The organism is Streptomyces sp. NPDC023573, assembly GCF_055559735.1.
This window is the reverse complement of sequence record NZ_JBVHKB010000013.1, coordinates 70,112-87,631: the sequence shown is the minus strand read 5'-3', so window position 1 is coordinate 87,631 and position 17,520 is coordinate 70,112. Positions and strand designations below refer to the sequence as shown.

Genomic DNA, 17,520 nt, shown 5'->3' with positions numbered 1-17,520 from the left:
TGGCCCAGACGGTCTTGCCGGCCCCGGCGCACCGTGACCAGCCCCAGGAAGTGCTCAACGCGTCGATGATGCGCAGACCCCGGCCACGCTCGAAGGACTCGTCCTCCGGGCGCAGTACGGGCACCTCGGGGCTGGGGTCGTTGACCGCGCAGACCAGCGTCCCGTCCTGGCACGCGAGGCCGAGCCGGGCCGTCGACCGCTCGTCGGGCAGCAGTCCGTGACAGACGGCGTTGCTCGCCAACTCGCCCGCGACGAGGGTGACCTCGTCGGCGCAGGAGCCCAGGCCCCATTGTTCGAGAGCGTCGCGGACGAACGCACGCGCCAGCCGCAGGCTCTCCGCGCCCGCCCCCAGGCCACGTGTGGCGAATCCCGGGTCCCCGATACCGAGGTCCCGCGCCAGCTCCTCGTGCGGGTCCGCGCCGCTCGCCGCGGGCCCGGGCACGGGCGCTGCCGCGCGGTGACGTCGTGTGTTCTCCGCGTGCATGAGCGCTGACAACCCTCCGTCGAAGCCCGGCGCAATGGTGCCGTCGGGGCCGGATGACCACTAGTATCCTCGCCGTCCGCACCCGCTGTGCAATTGCATCCGGAATTGCACCCGGGGGTGTGAGCCAGGGACACCTGTTCACCCGGCGCGGGCCCTGGTGACACACCAGGACGTGTCAGCGCAACGAAAAGGACGGACCGCATGCAGCACATCGACAACGGCGTTCCCGCCAACTCCCTGACCGGCGTGGAGTGGAAGAAGAGCCATCACAGCAATCCCAGCGGGAACTGTGTCGAGATGGCGCTGCTGCCCGGCGGAGCGGTGGCCGTACGCAACTCCCGGCACCCCGAAGGGCCCGCCCTCGTGTACACGGGAGACGAGGTACGAGCGTTCCTCGCGGGCGTCAGGGACGGCGACTTCGACACCATGACGGGCTGAATCCGCGTCAGCGCGGGCTGAAGAATTACGGCACTCTCGCAATCGGCCGGGCCATGGCGGGGCTCCTGATGGCAGACTGGCATCACGACGCCCGTCCTCAGGAGTCCCCATGCCCGGCATCGAACAGCTTCAGCCGTCACGGAGGCCGACGCTCACCCCGGCGACGGGGGCGAGTCCCACGGCCCTGCGCCTGGTACTGGGCGCGCAGTTGCGGCGGATGCGCGGCGAGGCGGGCATCACCCCTGAAGTCGCCGCGGAGCGGATCCGGTGCTCGACCGCGAAGATCAGCCGGATGGAGACCGGGCACTCCCCGTGCAAGGAACGCGACGCCGCCGACCTCCTCACGCTCTACGGTGTGACCGACCCAGCCATGACGGCCGAGTTCATCGACCTGGTCCGAAGGGCCGGACAGCGCGGATGGTGGCGCAACTACGCCGACGTGCTGCCGGACTGGTTCGAGCCCCTGGTCGGTCTGGAGGAGGCCGCCGCGTCGATCCGTACGTACGAGGGGCATTACATCCCGGGGCTGCTCCAGACCGCCGACTACGCCTATGCCGTGGTGCGTTCCGGCCACGCTCTCGAATCGGAGGAGATCACCCGCCGCAGAGTCGAGCTGAGGCTCAGACGGCAGCAGTTGCTGCAGCGGCGGGATGCGCCGAAGCTCTGGGTGCTGCTGGACGAGGCCGTGCTGATGCGTCCGACGGGCGGCACCCGGGTGATGCGCGAACAGCTCGCCCATCTGCTGGAGATGACTGAGCTTCCTCACGTCATCGTGCAGGTCGCCCCGTTCGACGTGACCGCCCATACGTCTCCCGGCAACGGCATCACCTATCTGCGGTTCGCGGTGGACGGGCTCCCCGACGTGGCGTACATCGAACACCTGACCAACGCCACGTCCGTGAACAAGCCGGAGAGCACGGACGAGTACCGCTGGATCCTGGACTCGCTCAGCGCCCAGTCGCCGAGCCCGGCCGAGAGCAAGGGCCTTCTGAGGCTGGCGCTCGAGCGCTACAGCTCCGGCGGCCGGCCCTCGGGCGGCGGTCCTGCTGGGTGACCGCCCTCCCACGGGGGCTCAGCCGGTCAGGGCCTCGTTGATCTGCCGGGTCGTCTGCGCGGCAACCCGTGGATCGGACGCGGCGTAGGAGGTGTAGGCGTTCAGGGCGGTGGTCAGGGCCCATCCGCGTCCCCGTGCCCAGGTGTCGTCGTCCACGCCGAGCGCCGCCCGGAAGGCAGCCCTGCTCCCGGCCGACATCAGGGTGAACGCGATGGTCAGGTCGCAGGCAGGGTCGCCGATGCCGAGCCCGCCGAAGTCGATGACCGCGCTCAGGCGGCCGCCGACGGTCAGCAGGTTGCCGGTGTGGAAGTCGCCGTGGAACCAGACCGGAGGCCGGTTCCACCCCGGGGCGTTCAGCGCGGCGTCCCACAGGCCGGTCATGGCCACGCCATCGAACGCGTCACCGACCTCCGCGATCGCCTCCCGGGTCGAGCGGTCCCGGTCGCGCAGGGACTCGGCGGTCAGGTCCCCGCGGGCGTGCCCGACCGGCAGGTCCTCGGGGGCGAACCGCTGGAGGGCGGTCAGGAACCCCGCGAGCCGGACGGCGGTCCCGGAGGAGCCGGCCAGCGCCTCCACCGTCGCGACCTCGCCGTCCAGCCAGCGGGACACCGCCCACGGCCATGGATAACCCGAGCCGGGTTCGCCCACCGCTACCGGAACGGGGACGGCCAGGGGCAGATGCGGAGCGAGCCGGCAGCCACTCCGCTTCCTTCCTTGCCTGCCCGATCGCTCCGGCGTGGCGGGGCAGCCGAACGGACAGCTCTTCGCCCAGCCGGTAGATCACATGGTCCGACCCGGCCGGGTCGAGCACCTCGAGAGGCAGGCGCGTCCACTGCGGGAACTGCGTGTCGACCAGTCGCCTGGCGAGCGTGGCGTCGATCGGCGGGCGGGCGCCCGAGGCCTGCCCGGTCACCGCGGCCGGCGCTTGAGGCCGGCCCCGGCCGTCCGGCCGGGCAGACGGGCATGACAGCGCGCCGCGGACCGGCCGTGATGCCGAGGCCGGTCCCACCGCAGCGGGAAGACGCCGAGCGCCGGACTCGTCAGCACCGATCCCTCACCACTTGCGGCCGACGCCCCCGAACTCGATCCACTCCTGGGTCTCCTGCTTCGGCGCCAGATCCGAATCGGGACGCCACGTCGACACCTCCACCAGCCCGGGGTCCAGCACGTCCAGGCCCTCCAGGAACGTGTGCACATCGGCCTCGCGGCGCACCCGCCCCCACTGGTTGCCCGTGCTCTTCGCCATGAAGTCCGTGACGAAGTCACGGATGGCCTTGTCCTCACTCACGAGCTGACACACCACCAGGAAACTTCCTGGAGCGAGACGGTCCGCCACCCGGCGTACGAGACCCGCGGGATCGTCCTGGTCGGGAATGCAGTGCATCACTGACACGAACAGCGCGGCCACCGGTTCGTCGAGGTCGATGAGCCGGTTCACCTCCGGGTGGGCGAAGATCCCCTCGGTGTCCCGCATGTCCGCCTGGATGACCGCGGTCCTGTCGTTCTCCTCGAGTATCGCCTTGCCGTGCGCGAGGACGATGGGGTCGTTGTCGATGTAGACGATCCTGGCATCGGGGTCCACGAGCTGGGCGACCTGATGGACGTTGTCCTGGGTCGGCAGGCCGGATCCGTGGTCGATGAACTGGCGAATTCCGTACTCGGAGGCGAGGTGGTGCACGACACGCCTCAGGAACCTCCGGTTGTTCACCGCCAAGACCTTGGTGCTCGGAACTTGCACCAGCAGTTGTTCGGATGCCACCCGGTCCGCAGGGTAGTTGTCCTTGCCACCCAGGTAGTAGTCGTACATCCGTGCGACGCTCGGCACGTTCACGTCGATGTTCTTCGGAATGGAGGTGTCCCCGTTGCTCATCCAGCCCTCGCGGTTCTCGGAGAGAGAATTCGGTGTCTGTGAGGGGTCATGCTAAGGATCTCGCCGGATAGCTGACAGTCCTCGGGGGAGTGAGGCAAGGCCGCAGGGTTTCGAATCAGCCAGATGAGGCCTGGGGGAGAGGGAGGCATTCCCGGATGCGGACCCGCGGGTACGGCCCCTTCGGAGCGGCTGTCTGTCAAGTCTTGCTGCTGGATGGCCTATTGCCGCATTCGGTCGATGTGTGGAAACCGTGCGCGAGTTGCACGGGAGGCCATTCCAATGCGGCCGGAAATCGACGCCGACCCGGTTCGCCTGTCTCCGCCGGGGTCGTCCGGAACAGGTGCCGGGACCGCGTCGAGGGGCCGCCGCCCGCGCCCGGCGGTCTATCGTGAGAGCCATGTCCGCCCCTGAGCTGATCCGCATCGTCTCGCGCGACTCCCCCATGGCCCTGGCCCAGGTCGAGCGCGTCCGGGCCGAACTCGCGGCCCGTAATCCCGGCATCGTCACCGAGGTCGTCCCCGTCAGGACGACGGGTGACAAATGGATGGGCGATCTCTCGATGGTCGAGGGGAAGGGAGCCTTCACCAAAGAGGTGGACGCCGCCCTGCTCGCCGGGGAGGCTGACCTGGCCGTCCACTGTGTCAAGGACATCCCGGCCGACCGGCCGCTGCCCGCGGGCACGACCTTCGCCGCGTTCCTCGAGCGCGACGACATCCGCGACGCCCTCGTACACCCGGACGGGCTCACGCTCGACCAACTTCCGGACGGCGCTCGTGTCGGTACCTCATCCGTCCGCCGGACCGCGCAACTCGCGGCTTCCCACCCCCACTTGAATTGCGTTCCGTTCCGAGGCAACGCCAACCGGCGGCTCGCGAAACTCGCCGCCGGAGAGGCCGACGCCCTGCTCCTGGCCGTCGCGGGTCTCCACCGCATCGGCCGCCCCGACGTGATCAGCGACATCCTCGCACCGGAGACGATGTGCCCGCCCATCGGCGCGGGCGTCCTGGCCCTGCAGTGCCGCGAGGACGACACGGCGGCGATCGATGCCGTCAGCGGGCTCAACCACCCGGGTACCTACCGGGAGATCACAGCCGAGCGCATGTTCCTCCATGTCCTGCAAGGGCACTGCAACTCCCCGATCGCGGGGTACGCCACGGCTCACCGCAACGGAGATCTCTCGCTGCGCGCCTGCGTGTTCACCCCCGACGGCAAGACGGTTCTCAACGCACACGAATGGGCTGGTCCTCTCGACCCCGCCACCCTCGGCACCTCCGTGGCCGTCGCCCTGCTGCGCCAAGGAGCACGCGAGCTGATCGACACCATCGCCCACTGAACTCGCGTCTGGGCACGGCCCGGCAGGGGGGCGAGAGGCTGCTCCCCCCGCACAGTCCGCGTAGGGTCGTGACCATGGTGCATGTACTGAGCAGCAGGGTATTGCTGAGGCCCGGCGACCCGGAGGCCTCCCGCGATTTCTACGGGCGGACCCTCGGGCTCCCCGTCTACAGAGAGTTCGGCACCGGACCGGACCGTGGAACGGTGTATTTCCTCGGCGGGGGCTTCCTCGAGGTGTCGGGCCGTTCCGAGACACCCCCGACCGAGTCGGTGCGGCTCTGGATGCAGGTCGCTGACTGCGCGGCGGCACACGAGGAAGTGGCGGCCCGCGGGGCGGTCGTCCTGCGCCCGCCTCTCCATGAACCCTGGGGGCTGATCGAGATGTGGATCGCCGACCCGGACGGCCACCGCATCGTGCTGACCGAGGTACCCGCCGATCACCCCCTCCGCTACCGTCCCTGACCGCCGCGAGGGCGGCTGCCCCTGACGAGGCTGTCCTCAGGCGAAGGCAGCGAGGGCGACACGGGCCGCCTGCGCGACGAGTGTGTCCTGCGGTTCGGCGCCGCGGGCGTCGCCACGGGTCAGCACGGCCAGGACGACCGGAGCGGATTCCGGCGGCCAGAGGACGGCGATGTCGTTACGGGTGCCGTAGCCGCCCGTGCCGGTCTTGTCGGCCACCACCCAGCCGTCCGGGGCGCCGGCGCGGATGAGTGCGTCGCCGGTGGTGTTCCGCTTGAGCCAGTCGGTCAGTACGGCCCGCTTTTCCGAGCCCAGAGCGCCCCCGAGCACATAAGCCCGCAGATCGGCGGCAAGGGCACGAGGAGTGCTGGTGTCACGGGGATCACCGGGCGCGGCCTCGCTGAGATCGGGTTCGTAGCGGTCGCACCGGGTGGTGCGGTCGCCGAGAGCGACGAGGGCGTCCCGCAGCCCACGGGGGCCACCGAGCTCGTGGAAGAGGAGATTGGCCGCGGCGTTGTCGCTGTAGCGGACGGCTGCGTCGCACAGTTCGCGCAAGGTCAGCCCCGTGTCCACGTGCCGCTCGGTGACCGGGGAGTTGGCGACGAGATCGCCAGGGCCGTACCGCACGCGCCGTTCGAGCCGCTCGAGGGTGTACTTGTCCAGCAACGCTCCCGCGAGCAGCGCCTTGCAGGTCGAGGCGTAGGCGAAACGCTCGTCCGGCCGGTGTGTGACGGACAGACCACTACCGGTGTCGATCGCGTACACACCCACCCGGGCATCGAACTTCCGTTCCAGTTTCTGGAGCGCGGGCTCTGCTCTGTGTGCTGCCCCGTCGGATCGCGAGGGCACTGTCGCGGAGGGCGCCGGTGGAGCGGCAGTCGGCGGTGATGCGCCACACCCGGAGAGGGGAAGGGCTGCAAGGCCGGTCAGGGCGGAGAGCGCGGCGCGGCGGGGGAGGGGGGTGGGCACGAGGGTGGCGACTTCCTGACTCCGAGGGAGCTGGCGGGCAACCGTCCGCGGGCCGCCCCGGACGATGCGGGCGGTCCGGGGCGCAAGGTCGCAGCCGACAGCGTTCTGGCGTTCCAGAGTAGGGCGGGCGCTTGCGTTCGCCACCGGTATGCCGTCCGTGTCGTGTTCCGGCCGGACCTGATCGGCAGGCGGGGGCACGCCGCAGCCGTGTCGTGACGGGAGTTCTGCCCGAGGAGCAACCGTGGCAGGGTGCGCTGCATGTCTGGTCGCGCACTGAGCTTCGGAGCAACGGCACAAGCGTACGAACGGTTCAGGCCGGGATACTCACGAGACCTGTTCGAGAGGGTGATGGCATATGCGGGGCAGCCGGTGCGTACCGCTCTCGAAATCGGTGCCGGGACGGGAAAAGCGACGCGCCTGTTCGCTAGCCACGGGGTCGAGGTCACCGCGACCGAGCCGGACGCCGCCATGCTCGCCGAGTTGCGCAAGCACGTGCCGGCGAGCGTCAGGACGGTGCGATCCGCGTTCGAGGACCTGCGACCGGGCAGGACGTACGAGCTTGTCTATGCTGCGGCCGCGCTGCACTGGACGGATCCGGAGGGCCGGTGGCCGCGTGTGGCGGGGCTGTTGGAGCCGGGGGCGGTGTTCGCCTCGTTCGGCGGGCCGATCCAGCCGGCCGATCAGGCTGTGGAGGAAGCCGTGCGAGCGGCACGGGCGCCGTTCCTGGAGAGTGACGCGGTTCCGTCACCGGACGGAACCCCGGCAGGTCATGCCATGCAGTGGCCAGGCACCGAGCTCCAACGGTCCCGATGGTTCACCGACGTCCAACAGTCCGTGATCGAACGACGCTTGACCATGAGCGCTTCCGACTACGTGGGCCAGCTCTCGACCGTCTCGGCCTATCTCGTCCTGCCGGCCGCGGAGCAGCAGCAGGTGTTCAGCAGGGTCATGCGCGTCCTGCCGGAGACGGTCGAGGTCGCCGCAGACATCACCGTCCACCTCGCGCGCCGGCGCCAGGAGCCGTAGCATCTCGCGGGCGGCCGTCTCCGCGTTCTCGCGGGCAGGCAGCGCGACCGGGCGAGTGCTCCGCCGAGGATCATGTGGGGCATGATGAGGCCATGCGAACGCGACCTGTGCTCATCTACGACGGAGACTGCGCTTTCTGTACCTCTTCCGTGATGTTCGCCGAACGGCACATCCGGCCCAGTTGTGAGATCACTCCCTGGCAGTTCGCGGATCTTGACTCCCTGGGCTCGACCCGAGAGCGGGCAGAGTACGAACTGTTGTGGCTCACGCCCTCCGGAGTGATCCACGGTGGCGCGCAGGCGGTCGCCAAGATGCTGCTGAACGCGGGGAGCGGCTGGGCTGTGATGGGGGCGCTGCTGACCCTGCCCCCCGTCCGCTGGATCGCGCACGGTGTCTACCGGCTCGTCGCGAACAACCGCGAGCGGATGCCGGGCGGGACGCCGGCCTGCGCCCTCCCCGCAGACCGTCGGCCGCGCAACGGGACCCCAGGCGCGTCGGACCCGGGGCGCTGAGCTTCGGGCTCCGGGCGCTGAGCGCCCGACGAAACGTGGCGGACCTGTCCGGAGGGCGGGTTGACGCCCGCTCCGCGCCCGCACAGAGGAATCCGCCGGCGCGCCTGCCCGACGTCCGGCCTGTCCGTCCGGCGGCGCTTGCCTGCTGCCGGACGGATCAGGCTGTGGCGCTGTCCGGGCGGGCAGGTCCGCCGCCCGGCAGGTTCAGAGCTGGAACTCTGCCGGGGACAGTCCCAACGCCGTGCAGGCCTCTCGGAGAATCATGTGCTCGGCCTGCGAGAAGTTGCCGTCGGAACCGGCGATGACGATGCCCGTCTGGAGCACGGCCCTTGCCTCGGTCGGCTTCTTGGAGGTCTTCACGATCTCCTGCATGGCGTCGGCCTTGCCCTGCTGGAAGTTGAGCGTGAGCTGGTCCACATGCTTGTTGAAGCGCTGGCGCAACTGCTCCGGCGGGAAGTTCTGCAGGACGTCGTTGCCGAGGATCATCGACTCCACGTGCTGACGCTCCGCAGGATCCACATGCCCGTCGGCGGCCGCGACGAGTGCGCACATCGCCATGCTCGCGTCCCGGAAGCCACCGCTCTTGAGCTCCGTCTTGAGGGAAGCCAACTGCGACTTCAGCGTGCCGACCAACTGGGCGCGTGAACCACCACCGGACCCCTGCCCGCCGCTTCTTCCTGGCGTCGACCCGCGCGCTCCCTGGGACTGCTGCAGATTCTTGGCCTGATTCTTGAGTTGGTCCCACACTGCCATCGAGGTCACCTCGGTCTTCGATCTGAGTTGTCGGTCACGAGCCCGTGCGCTCACTCGGTCAAACGGCCGGTCACGGGTAAAGGTTCCGCAAAATGGCGAATCGATCGGGGCGCGACCGCCCCCGAGGGGGCGGTGATGAAGCGCGCCCCGTCCGAGAGGGCTGCGGACACCTGCATCCTCGCGGATTCGGTGCAACCATCTGTACCGCTCGAGAGTCACATCAAGTGGGAGTAAAACGCTCTCGGGGACACAAGGGGGAAATATGAGAATCGTACGCAATGTCGCGGCTGTCGGAGCCGTCACCGCGCTGGCGGTGGGCGGCACGGTCGCGCTGAGCACGACGGCCTCCGCCGCACCGAACGTCACGCCGCAGGGGGTCTGCGGCAAGGCCTACAAGACCGTGAACTCCGTGCCCGTCGGCTCACTGGGCACCGTCTACCTGACGTACAACTCCTCCAACGGCCAGAACTGCGTCGCGACCATCCGGGCCAACCCCGGGACGGCCACGGCCATGTCCGCGTACATCTACGTCCCCGCCACCGACGCGTGGGCCGGGGACGACGGCAACTTCACGTCGTACGCGGGGCCGGGCTACGTGTACGGCAAGGGCTACTGCGTGAGCTGGGGTGGTCACATCAACAACGTGTACGTGTCGGTGGAGAACTCCAACTGCGCCGCACGTAAGGAGCAGCGGGTCACCGAGATCCGCTGACCCCGCCTCGTGAGGACGGGGCGCAGGTCCGTGCCCCGAGCGGCGGCGGGCCCGGCAGGGAGCATCTGCCGGGCCCGCCCACGCATGTGAGACAGGTCCCTTCAGGCCGCACAGCGGCCGGCGTGCAGAGGCGTGCCGCCGGCCAGTTCCTCCGGGTCCAGCGCCAGCGACGCCGCCGCGGTGGCGCCGACGTCCGCCAGGCTGTGCGCGTCCGGCAGCAGTTCGACCCCTTCCGTGCCGGGCCGGTGGATCAGGACCGGCACGTACTCCCGGGTGTGGTGCGCATGGCCGATCGTGGGGTCGTTGCCGTGGTCACCGGTGACGATCAGCCGGTCGCCGGGCTCCGCGAGCAGTGCGGTCAGAGCGGCGAGCCCGGCGTCCACCTGCTCCAGCAGACGCCCGTACCGTCCGGCGTCCTGCTGATGCCCTGCCAGATCCGTCTCCTGCACATTGGCCACCACGAGCGCGTCGCCTCCCGCGCGTACCGCTTCCAGGGTGTGGGACAGGACCTCGTCGGTGGCCACGGCCGGATGACGTCCGGCCGTCTCGCACACCAGGATGTCGGCGGCCTTCCCCACGAGCGTGACCGGGATGCCGGACCGGGCCGCGAGGTCGGGAAGCTGGCGGGTGTGATCGAGCGGGGCGCCCAGGTGCTGCACCTGAAGGCCGCCGTTGCGGTAGAAGCCGGTGGCCGGGGTGTCGAGCCCGACCGTCCCCCCGCCGCCGGGGCGGACGAAGGAGGGGAGAGGGCCGTCCGCACGCCCCCCGACCGCGATGACGCGTGCCACCGGAGCGACGGAGCGCACCGCACGGGCGATGGCGAGGATCCCGCCGGGCCCGTCGAAGGAGAGGTCGTCGAGGCTGCCGGACGCGTTCCAGTTGATCCCGGGATCGGCCTCGAGGTTGTCATGGACCAGAACGGCGCCGTCGACAAGGAGCAGGGGTTTCCCCTCGACGGGTTCCGCCCGGTGGCCGGCGGCCCGGAGTGCACGGGTCACCTCGTCGAGATGATCGGCGAGTCGTGCCACCGTCACCCGGCTGAAGTCGGCCCCCATCATGGTCTGGTGACCCGCGAAGGTGTCCGCGCCCGGGTAGCCGAGTGCCGCCCTGCCCGCGGCGACCGGCAGATGGGTACGGCGTGCCAGGCCGGGATGGGGATGGACCAGCCCGAGGCCCAGGGCCCCGAGCACCGGCAGACGCAGCGGCCGGCCGAAGGCGGTGCGGGCGTGGTCGAGGACGTGCCCGCAGGTGTCGGCGGTGAGATCGCCCGGACGCAGGGTACCCGCGTCGGGCATGGCGCCGACCCCGAACCCGTCGATGACGACGATGACGGTCTTGGCCATGGGTTGCTCCTTACTGCAGGGCGCGGCCCTGGGCGTCGTACAGGCCGTTCAGCCGAGGGGAGCCTGAGGCGACTCCCGAGACGACGGCGACGGTCGAACGGGTGACGAAGATCTGGGTGCGGAAGGCGAAGAGCACGGTGTCACCGAGGCGGACCTCGGCCCCGTCGGCGGGTGCGTCGAGCAGCCTGTAGTAGTCGATGTTCTCGGTGGGAGCGGTCTGCACGCCCAGCCGTGTGCCGGTACGGGGCAGGAGAGCGCCGCGGACCTGGGAGCGGGCGTAGAAGCCGCCTCCGAACACCGCCGGGCGCCCGTCGTCGAGCGTGTGGGCGACCTCGCTGACGTACACGTACGCGGGCTTCTCGGGCTGGTCCGGATCGAGGGCGTGCAGCGGGGTGGTGCCGGTGAGGGCGTGGCCCGGTTCGCCGTGGGTGGCGCCCAGTTCGGCGAGCAGCGGGAGCGAGGCCATCGAGGTGGCGCTGGGCGCGCTGAGCCTGAGGTCATGGTGTCCCCGTGCGGCGAGGAGTTCGCGGGCCTCGAGGGCCAGGCCGAAGTTGGGCGTGGGGGCCGGCCGGCCCGTCGACGGATCACACAGGACACAGGGGAAGGCGGTGACGCCCCCGATCCGGATGCCGTCCAGGGCCTCGGCGGCCTTCGCGAAGTCATCCAGCCGGGCGAGCGGGACGCCGCCCTCCTGGCCGGGGTAGACGTGGCCGTCGGCGCCCTCGATCCGGACCAGGACGTCCTGGACGAAGCCCAGTTCGCGCGCCGCTTCGGAAACGGCACGGGCGTTGGCCAGGTCGAAGACGGTGACCGTCTCGGGGCGCCGGGCCAGCACCTCGGGCAAGGTACGCCGGGGAATCTGGACGAGGTGCCCGACGTTGCCGGGGCGTGCTCCGGCAGCCAGCAGCGTACGGGCCTCGGCCGGGTCGATGGCGGCGGAGCGGGGGATGTGGCGGGCGACGGCCCGGATGAGTTCGGGGTTGCGGCCGAGCTGCTTGACGACGAACCAGAGCCCGACGCCGAGGCGTCCGGCCTCGGCTGCCAGCAGAGCGGCGTTCGCCTCGACGGCGTCCAGGTCCATGACGTACGTGTCCGGGGGGATCACGCCCTCCCGGTGCAGCGCGGCCGCGGCGTCGACGAGCCCGGGGTTACGTGTGAGCAGGGTGTCGAGAAACACGGTCAGTCGTCCTTCGGGTCGTCCAGGGCGGCGAGCGCACTCCGCAGGATGCCGACGACGAGGTCCGCGCCCGCCCGCATCGGGTTGATGCGTACGGTCCAGTCGGCCAGCCCGGGGGAGTCGTCCAGCGATGAGCTGGACATGCGGTAGAAGAGGGGGGCGATCTCGTATCGGGAGTTGGAGCCCACGGGATACGGGGCGGCTCCGAAGCGGGCGGCCACCGAGGGCAGCTCCCGGGCGACGGGCCGGTCGAGACGGACGAGCAGGCATCGGTCCTGGGCGTTGGCGATGCGCACCTCGGCCACACCGTCCACCTCTCCGGCCGCCAGACGTTCCGCGACCTCGGCGCCGACGCGCGACTGCACGGACCACATGACGGGTACGTGGGTGAGGGCACGCAGCGCGTCGAGTGCCTGGTGGCCCTGGACCTGCCCGCCGCCGGAGTAGTTGTCACGGCGGATGTGCGCGACGAGGTCCCGGGCGCCGACGACCAGGCCGACACCCTCGGGCCCGTGCAGCTTGAAGAGCGAGAAGCAGGAGGCGTCGGCGCCCAGTTCCACCCCGGCCGCCGGGGCGCGCATGACGGCGTAGTTGTCGTCGACGATCGTGCGGACCCCGCCCGCCCGGCACGCCGCGAGGACCTCGGCGGGATCGTAGGAATCGGCGAGCCGCTGCCTGGTGTGCTGGACGTACGCCCACCGGACCCGTCCGGACGCGAGGGCCTCGTGGAGGGCGGACGGGTCGTTGTAGTCCACCTCGACCGTCCGCACCCCGATGCCCCGAAGGGTGACCTCGGTGGTGCGGTAGACCGGCGCCCGGTGGATGAGCAGCGGGTCTCCGGCCCGGACGGCGGCATTGAGGGCGGCCCGGATCGCGCCGGTGCCCGCGCCCTGTACGAAGGCGGCGTCCTCGGCCCCGAAGAAGTCCGCGAGCACCGCCTCGACACGTGCGGTGGCGCGGGGACGCCCGAGTCCGGGGACGACTCCGGCGTCCGACGAGAAGAGCTGATCGCCTTCGAAGTGGGCGGCGGTGGCCTCCAGCAGCCGGAACTGCATCGCCACGGCGTCGTCCAGGGCGACGGTCGCAAGCGGGAAGGTCGGGGGGAGTACGGGGCTCATGTCAGTTGTCCTCCTCGCTCGCGCCGGTCAGGAAGCGCAGCGGATTGCGGCGGGTCAGCAGGTCGACCAGGGCGTCGTCGGCCCCCGCCGCCCGGAGCCGGGGCAGAAAACTCGCGAAGAGGTGGCCGTAGCCCTGGCCTCCCTCCTCCACGAGGTAGCCGTGGCGGGAGATGTCACAGCTGAGCAGGACGCGGTCGGCGTGCCCGGCCTCCAACAGGCCGAGCAGCAGAGCGAGCCGGTCCCGGTCACTCCGGTACGACGACTTGCCCACGGTGTCGAAGGCGACGTACGCCCCTCGCGCCGCGAGCTCCCGGTGGACACCAGGGTCATCGAGAAGATCCTGATGACCGACACTGATCCGGTCTGCGGGCAGGCCCTCACCGGTGAGGATCTCCACCTGGGCGAGTCCGCCCCGGCCGAGCTGCGCGTGCGTGGCGAGGGAGAGGCCCGTGGCGAGCGCGGCCCGCGCGCCCGCCCGGAGGACCTTGGCCTCGGGAGCGGTCGGTACGTCGCCATGGCTGCCGATCTCACCGAGGACACCGGGCCGGACACCGGTCGTCCCGATGCCGTCCTCGATCTCGCGGACGAGGACGCCGGTCAGCTGTTCCACGGTGCCGGCCTCGATCTCCGGCGTGTGGAACGGCTCGTAGTACCAGCCGGTCGAGGCGACGACGGCGACCTGGGAGTCCCGCGAGATCCTGCTCAGGGCACCGACGTCGCGGCCCATGCCCCGGCAGGTCAGCTCGATGACGAGGGAGAGCCCGCACTCCTTCCGCAGGGCGGCGAGTTCAGCGGTCACGGCCCTCGCGTGCCGCTCCGGACGAAGGACGGCCGCGCCGTCACCCTGGCGGTCCAGGTCGAGTGCCAGGTGCTCGTGGGCCAGAACGGGACCGCGCACGGAGGTGGCGGACAGCTCTCCGGTGACGGTGCGCAGGGTGCGGGGTGCGGGGCGGTTCATCGTGGAGCCTTCTTTCGCGTACGGGCCGGTCCTGTCCGTGAAGTGGTCAGCCCTGCAGCGGCGTGAACAGGTCGAGCCAGTACAGGACGTTGAGGAGGATCCCGCCGACGATCACGGCCGCCGGAGCGGCGGCCATCCTCACCACCGGCCGGCCCATCGCCTCGTTGAGCAGGTAGAGACCGCCGACGACGAGGATGCCGAGCCCGCCCCCCATGGCGTTCGCAGCCATCAGTGAACCGAACAGGATTGCGAGCTGGAGGGCGTCCCCGATGGCGCTGCGCAGATGTTCGGAGGAGTCCCGGACGCTGGGCAGCTTGCCGAGGAGCCTGCCGATCCAGGAGAGCGCCAGCACCTCGACGGCGAACACGAGTGCACCGACCACTGCCGCCACGAACGGGTTCGGCATGAGATAGCCGATCGGATACACCAGCGTGAATCCGGCGATCCCGTAGGCGCCGGAGGCCAGCGCGGTCGTCGCGATCAGCGGGATGAAGCCGAACACCCGGTAGAAGTCGACCTGCGCGGCCTCGGAGTACTGCCCCTTCGCGATCAGGAAGCTGGTCGCCTCGCCACCGCCGAATATGTGCATCTGTGCGAGCACACAGACCCCGGCCCCGAGCACCATGAACAGCGGCAGATACCTGCGCAGACGTGCGGCGCTGGCGCTGAAGAGCGACGCCATCGGGTCGTCCTGGGGGATGTCCTCCACGACGCCCGACGTCCGGTCGGCCCGGCGCTGCCTGACGTCCTTGGAGACCGCCAGCCCGATGAGCATCAGCACACCGGCCGCCATGGCCAGCGCACCGGCGAACATGTTCGGCCACAGCTTCATGGTCATGACGACGAGGACCAGTTCGAGGACTCCGGCGACACCTCCCCACCTGCGGCCGAACTGCTTGGTGATGGCGAGCACCGGAAACAGGGTGAAGAGGAACAGGATCGGCGTCGACATCTGCTGCATCGCGGTCAGGAAGTCGACGGGGAGATCGTGAGCCACGTTGTTGGCGCCGTTCAGCCCGAACACGACGACGGCTCCCCAGGCGGCACCCAGGATCGGGGCGAGCCATTTCCTGGGCGCCAGCATTCCGAGGATGTCGGTGGGCAGGAAGACCAGCCACGGATTCAGGACACCGGTGGACAACGCCATCGGGGCACCGAGCCCGAAGATGAACCCCGCGGAGAGACCGAAGGAGACGGCGGTCGTCGCGCTGCGGGTGGTGCGTCCCTGGATGAAGTCGAGAAGGAAGGGACGTACCCCGTCGTTGAAGACGGCCAGGGCCATGTGCGAGATGTAGGCCGTCAGCGCGCAGAGGGCGATCACGGTCAGTTGCTGGGCCAGTGTGAAGTCGAGGCTGGTACCGGCGGCGAGTGTGGTGCTCACGAGTCACTCCTTGGTGCCCGGGATGATGCGAAGAGGCTGATGTCAGCCGCGGGCGGCGATGGCGCGTGCCATGAGGGGGGCGATGGCGTCGATCTGGTCCATCGAGAAGCCGAAGACCTTCTTGCCGTCGTCGAGCAGAGCGGCGATCTCCTCCTCGGTGGGTACGCTCCGACCGAAGGTGTGGCATGCCGCGCTGCCCATGAGACCGACGAGCACGCCCAACGAGGCGCCCGCTCCCGTGTGACAGGTGCCCAGGTAGTAGTCGGCCTGCCCCATCCGGAGTTTCATCGCTGCGTCCATGTCGCTGGAGGGGACGATGTCGAGGCCGTCGATGCCGAGCCCGCCGATGGCCTGGGTGACCTCGACCTTGCCGACTCCACCCGTGAGGATCTTCGTCATCACTGCTCTTCTCTCTGTAGCGGTTGGTTGCGGAACGAGAGGCCCGGTCAGCCGGCCGCGGCCGGCCCGGACGGGGGCTGCTGGGCCAGGACGGCCAGGTGCATGCCGAGGAAGTTGACCTCGGAGTCGGGGAGCGCCGCCCCCAGCTGCCTCTCGGCACGGACCGAGACGGCGCGGGCGCGGGCCACCGCGCCGGGATGCCCGGCGAGCTCTGCGGCGACCTGGTCGTCGGTGAGGAACTGCTCGACCGGCTCACCGTCCAGGAGCCGGCCGAGGGCCATCATCAGATGGCTGGTGAGCATCCCGGCTGTCGCTTCGGTGACGGTCAGGCCCTCGGACTCCAGGGAAGTCAGCTCGGCGGTGACGAAATCAGCCACCTCAGGCCTGACCTGACCGCCTTCGCGGAAGAGCTGGAGCCGCAGTGCGAGCTGGTCGTCCATGGTGATCCTCCTAAAATCAACAGTAACCAGGATTTTGTATTTTGAGGACGGCCGACGCCCCGGAGAAATGAGACACCGGTCACCCCTCCCTCCACCGGTCAGTACGAGGGCACGCGCTCCCCCCTCAGGACCTCGCCCTGCAGTCGCTTCACCAGAGGCAGATCGAGCGACGCGCGGACCGCGGCCAGCGCCTGCGCCCCGTCCGTCCGGCAGATCACCGCGGCACTGGAGTTGCGCAGCGCCAGCTCACGCGTGACCTCGTCCCCGAGCGGAAGCACTTCGACGCCGGGGCCGATCCGGTCCTGGGCCTCGTCGAGATTCCATACGGTCGCGTCCACCTCGTCGCGGGAGAACAGGTCGGGCAGCTGCATGTACGAGGTCTCCCGCCACACGATGTCCTCCCGGCCGGCGAAGACGCGCTCCACGAGCATCCGCAGATCCTCCGAGGTGTGGTCGATGGCGACCCGCAGGCCTGACGCCTCCAGATCGGTGCCCCGCCGCACGAGCATGCCGTGCGCCCCGACGTAGGTGGCCGGTCCGAGGTCGGCCACCAGCTCCACCGGGTGCTCCGCGGTCAGCCGGTCGGCGGCGAAACGCGACAGCACGACCAGATCGACCTTGCCTTCCAGCAACGCCGCGGTCCGGGCGCCGGCGCCCCGCATGAACGTGACCGCGAACGGGGCGCCCGCCTGCTCGAAGGCGCCGCGCAGCCCGGTCGCCAGACCTTCGTACCGCCGCGAGTAGGGGAGCGGCATGGCGGCGAGCAGGGTGCCGAGGCCCGACAGCCGCCACAGGATGGTGCGATCGGACCGGACGAGGAACGTGCCGAGGTGGCCGCGCGCGGTGGTGGAGATGGCTCCCGACTGCTCCAGCAGCTGGAGGGCCGCCTGGACCGTGCCGTTGCCGCAGCCCAGCTGCTCCGCGAAGTCCCTCACCCGGGGCAGGCGGGTGTCCGGCTCGTGATGCAGGAGCACGGCGGCGAGCTGCCTGGCGGCGAGGCCGTTACGGGTGAGGAAGCGGGCGTCCAGGTCGTTCACAAGTGAAACAGTAAACAGGATTCTGGATATTGACAAGGAGTGGCTGTGAGCTGATCCA

Annotated in this window: 18 protein-coding genes and 2 pseudogenes; 7 read left to right on the top strand and 13 right to left on the bottom strand. The window is 70.1% G+C overall.

All coding sequences use genetic code 11. The features are described from left to right. Positions 1-10: 10 nt before the first annotated feature. A pseudogene (locus ACZ32T_RS32025) lies at positions 11-484 on the bottom strand (ATP-binding protein); the annotation flags it as partial. A 201-nt stretch (positions 485-685) separates the two neighbouring features. Here ACZ32T_RS32025 and ACZ32T_RS32020 point away from each other — a divergent pair. Then, complete coding sequence (locus ACZ32T_RS32020) at positions 686-922, top strand: DUF397 domain-containing protein (RefSeq protein WP_356710816.1); 237 nt, start codon at positions 686-688, stop codon at positions 920-922. A gap of 109 nt (positions 923-1,031) precedes the next feature. After that, positions 1,032-1,976 (top strand): helix-turn-helix domain-containing protein, encoded by a 945-nt coding sequence (locus ACZ32T_RS32015; RefSeq protein WP_467274231.1) that lies wholly within the window; start codon positions 1,032-1,034, stop codon positions 1,974-1,976. Positions 1,977-1,994: 18 nt separating this feature from the next. Here ACZ32T_RS32015 and ACZ32T_RS32010 read toward each other — a convergent pair. Both ACZ32T_RS32010 and ACZ32T_RS32005 read right to left on the bottom strand, forming a co-directional pair. After that, positions 1,995-2,889: pseudogene (locus tag ACZ32T_RS32010) on the bottom strand (aminoglycoside phosphotransferase family protein). A 141-nt stretch (positions 2,890-3,030) separates the two neighbouring features. Further along, positions 3,031-3,846, bottom strand: a complete 816-nt coding sequence (locus tag ACZ32T_RS32005; RefSeq protein WP_467274227.1) for an SAM-dependent methyltransferase — start codon at positions 3,844-3,846, stop codon at positions 3,031-3,033. A gap of 397 nt (positions 3,847-4,243) precedes the next feature. Between ACZ32T_RS32005 and hemC the strand changes: the two genes are divergently transcribed. Both hemC and ACZ32T_RS31995 read left to right on the top strand, forming a co-directional pair. Next, positions 4,244-5,179, top strand: coding sequence for a hydroxymethylbilane synthase (gene hemC / locus ACZ32T_RS32000; protein ID WP_467274225.1), 936 nt, complete (start codon positions 4,244-4,246; stop codon positions 5,177-5,179). 74 nt (positions 5,180-5,253) lie between these two features. After that, positions 5,254-5,640 (top strand): VOC family protein, encoded by a 387-nt coding sequence (locus ACZ32T_RS31995; RefSeq protein WP_467370606.1) that lies wholly within the window; start codon positions 5,254-5,256, stop codon positions 5,638-5,640. A 36-nt stretch (positions 5,641-5,676) separates the two neighbouring features. Here ACZ32T_RS31995 and bla read toward each other — a convergent pair whose 3' ends face one another. Continuing rightward, positions 5,677-6,606: a class A beta-lactamase gene (gene bla / locus ACZ32T_RS31990; RefSeq protein WP_467370603.1), complete on the bottom strand. Its 930-nt coding sequence runs from the start codon at positions 6,604-6,606 to the stop codon at positions 5,677-5,679. 369 nt (positions 6,607-6,975) lie between these two features. Between bla and ACZ32T_RS31985 the strand changes: the two genes are divergently transcribed. Together ACZ32T_RS31985 and ACZ32T_RS31980 are read left to right on the top strand one after the other, a co-directional pair. Beyond that, entirely contained in the window at positions 6,976-7,632 is a 657-nt protein-coding gene (locus ACZ32T_RS31985) for a class I SAM-dependent methyltransferase (protein ID WP_467370601.1), read from the top strand. A 92-nt stretch (positions 7,633-7,724) separates the two neighbouring features. After that, on the top strand, positions 7,725-8,144 hold the full coding sequence (locus ACZ32T_RS31980; RefSeq protein ID WP_467274217.1) for a thiol-disulfide oxidoreductase DCC family protein: 420 nt from the start codon (positions 7,725-7,727) through the stop codon (positions 8,142-8,144). Between the two features lie 204 nt (positions 8,145-8,348). Here ACZ32T_RS31980 and ACZ32T_RS31975 read toward each other — a convergent pair whose 3' ends face one another. Further along, on the bottom strand, positions 8,349-8,897 hold the full coding sequence (locus tag ACZ32T_RS31975; RefSeq protein WP_467370597.1) for a tellurite resistance TerB family protein: 549 nt from the start codon (positions 8,895-8,897) through the stop codon (positions 8,349-8,351). A 262-nt stretch (positions 8,898-9,159) separates the two neighbouring features. On the opposite strand from ACZ32T_RS31975, the gene ACZ32T_RS31970 reads away from it, so the two are divergent. Next, positions 9,160-9,609, top strand: a complete 450-nt coding sequence (locus tag ACZ32T_RS31970; protein ID WP_467274214.1) for a spore-associated protein — start codon at positions 9,160-9,162, stop codon at positions 9,607-9,609. A gap of 101 nt (positions 9,610-9,710) precedes the next feature. On the opposite strand, the gene ACZ32T_RS31965 is transcribed toward ACZ32T_RS31970, so the two are convergent. The 8 genes from ACZ32T_RS31965 to yhfZ all read right to left on the bottom strand — a co-directional run bounded on the left by ACZ32T_RS31965 (position 9,711) and on the right by yhfZ (position 17,462). Next, positions 9,711-10,952: a phosphopentomutase gene (locus ACZ32T_RS31965; RefSeq protein WP_467274212.1), complete on the bottom strand. Its 1,242-nt coding sequence runs from the start codon at positions 10,950-10,952 to the stop codon at positions 9,711-9,713. A 10-nt stretch (positions 10,953-10,962) separates the two neighbouring features. Next, entirely contained in the window at positions 10,963-12,129 is a 1,167-nt protein-coding gene (locus ACZ32T_RS31960; protein WP_467274210.1) for a YhfX family PLP-dependent enzyme, read from the bottom strand. A gap of 2 nt (positions 12,130-12,131) precedes the next feature. Then, on the bottom strand, positions 12,132-13,247 hold the full coding sequence (locus ACZ32T_RS31955; protein ID WP_467370595.1) for an aminotransferase class V-fold PLP-dependent enzyme: 1,116 nt from the start codon (positions 13,245-13,247) through the stop codon (positions 12,132-12,134). Between the two features lies 1 nt (position 13,248). Further along, a complete protein-coding gene (locus ACZ32T_RS31950; protein WP_467370594.1) occupies positions 13,249-14,205 on the bottom strand; it encodes a phosphotriesterase family protein in 957 nt (318 codons plus the stop codon). A 46-nt stretch (positions 14,206-14,251) separates the two neighbouring features. Then, entirely contained in the window at positions 14,252-15,586 is a 1,335-nt protein-coding gene (locus tag ACZ32T_RS31945; RefSeq protein ID WP_467370592.1) for a YhfT family protein, read from the bottom strand. A 42-nt stretch (positions 15,587-15,628) separates the two neighbouring features. After that, a complete protein-coding gene (locus ACZ32T_RS31940; protein WP_467274206.1) occupies positions 15,629-15,985 on the bottom strand; it encodes a DUF2620 domain-containing protein in 357 nt (118 codons plus the stop codon). 47 nt (positions 15,986-16,032) lie between these two features. Then, positions 16,033-16,425 (bottom strand): transcriptional antiterminator, encoded by a 393-nt coding sequence (locus tag ACZ32T_RS31935; protein WP_467274205.1) that lies wholly within the window; start codon positions 16,423-16,425, stop codon positions 16,033-16,035. Positions 16,426-16,523: 98 nt separating this feature from the next. Beyond that, positions 16,524-17,462, bottom strand: a complete 939-nt coding sequence (gene yhfZ / locus ACZ32T_RS31930; RefSeq protein WP_467370590.1) for a GntR family transcriptional regulator YhfZ — start codon at positions 17,460-17,462, stop codon at positions 16,524-16,526. Between the last annotated feature and the right edge of the window lie 58 nt (positions 17,463-17,520).

Bases quoted from the DNA above. Each gene is read 5' to 3' on its own strand.
- ACZ32T_RS32020 (WP_356710816.1), top strand. From the start codon at position 686: ATGCAGCACATCGACAACGGCGTTCCCGCCAACTCCCTGACCGGCGTG.
- ACZ32T_RS32015 (WP_467274231.1), top strand. From the start codon at position 1,032: ATGCCCGGCATCGAACAGCTTCAGCCGTCACGGAGGCCGACGCTCACC.
- ACZ32T_RS32005 (WP_467274227.1), bottom strand. From the start codon at position 3,846: ATGAGCAACGGGGACACCTCCATTCCGAAGAACATCGACGTGAACGTG.
- hemC (WP_467274225.1), top strand. From the start codon at position 4,244: ATGTCCGCCCCTGAGCTGATCCGCATCGTCTCGCGCGACTCCCCCATG.
- ACZ32T_RS31995 (WP_467370606.1), top strand. From the start codon at position 5,254: ATGGTGCATGTACTGAGCAGCAGGGTATTGCTGAGGCCCGGCGACCCG.
- ACZ32T_RS31980 (WP_467274217.1), top strand. From the start codon at position 7,725: ATGCGAACGCGACCTGTGCTCATCTACGACGGAGACTGCGCTTTCTGT.
- ACZ32T_RS31975 (WP_467370597.1), bottom strand. From the start codon at position 8,897: ATGGCAGTGTGGGACCAACTCAAGAATCAGGCCAAGAATCTGCAGCAG.
- ACZ32T_RS31970 (WP_467274214.1), top strand. From the start codon at position 9,160: ATGAGAATCGTACGCAATGTCGCGGCTGTCGGAGCCGTCACCGCGCTG.
- ACZ32T_RS31965 (WP_467274212.1), bottom strand. From the start codon at position 10,952: ATGGCCAAGACCGTCATCGTCGTCATCGACGGGTTCGGGGTCGGCGCC.
- ACZ32T_RS31955 (WP_467370595.1), bottom strand. From the start codon at position 13,247: ATGAGCCCCGTACTCCCCCCGACCTTCCCGCTTGCGACCGTCGCCCTG.
- ACZ32T_RS31950 (WP_467370594.1), bottom strand. From the start codon at position 14,205: ATGAACCGCCCCGCACCCCGCACCCTGCGCACCGTCACCGGAGAGCTG.
- ACZ32T_RS31940 (WP_467274206.1), bottom strand. From the start codon at position 15,985: ATGACGAAGATCCTCACGGGTGGAGTCGGCAAGGTCGAGGTCACCCAG.
- ACZ32T_RS31935 (WP_467274205.1), bottom strand. From the start codon at position 16,425: ATGGACGACCAGCTCGCACTGCGGCTCCAGCTCTTCCGCGAAGGCGGT.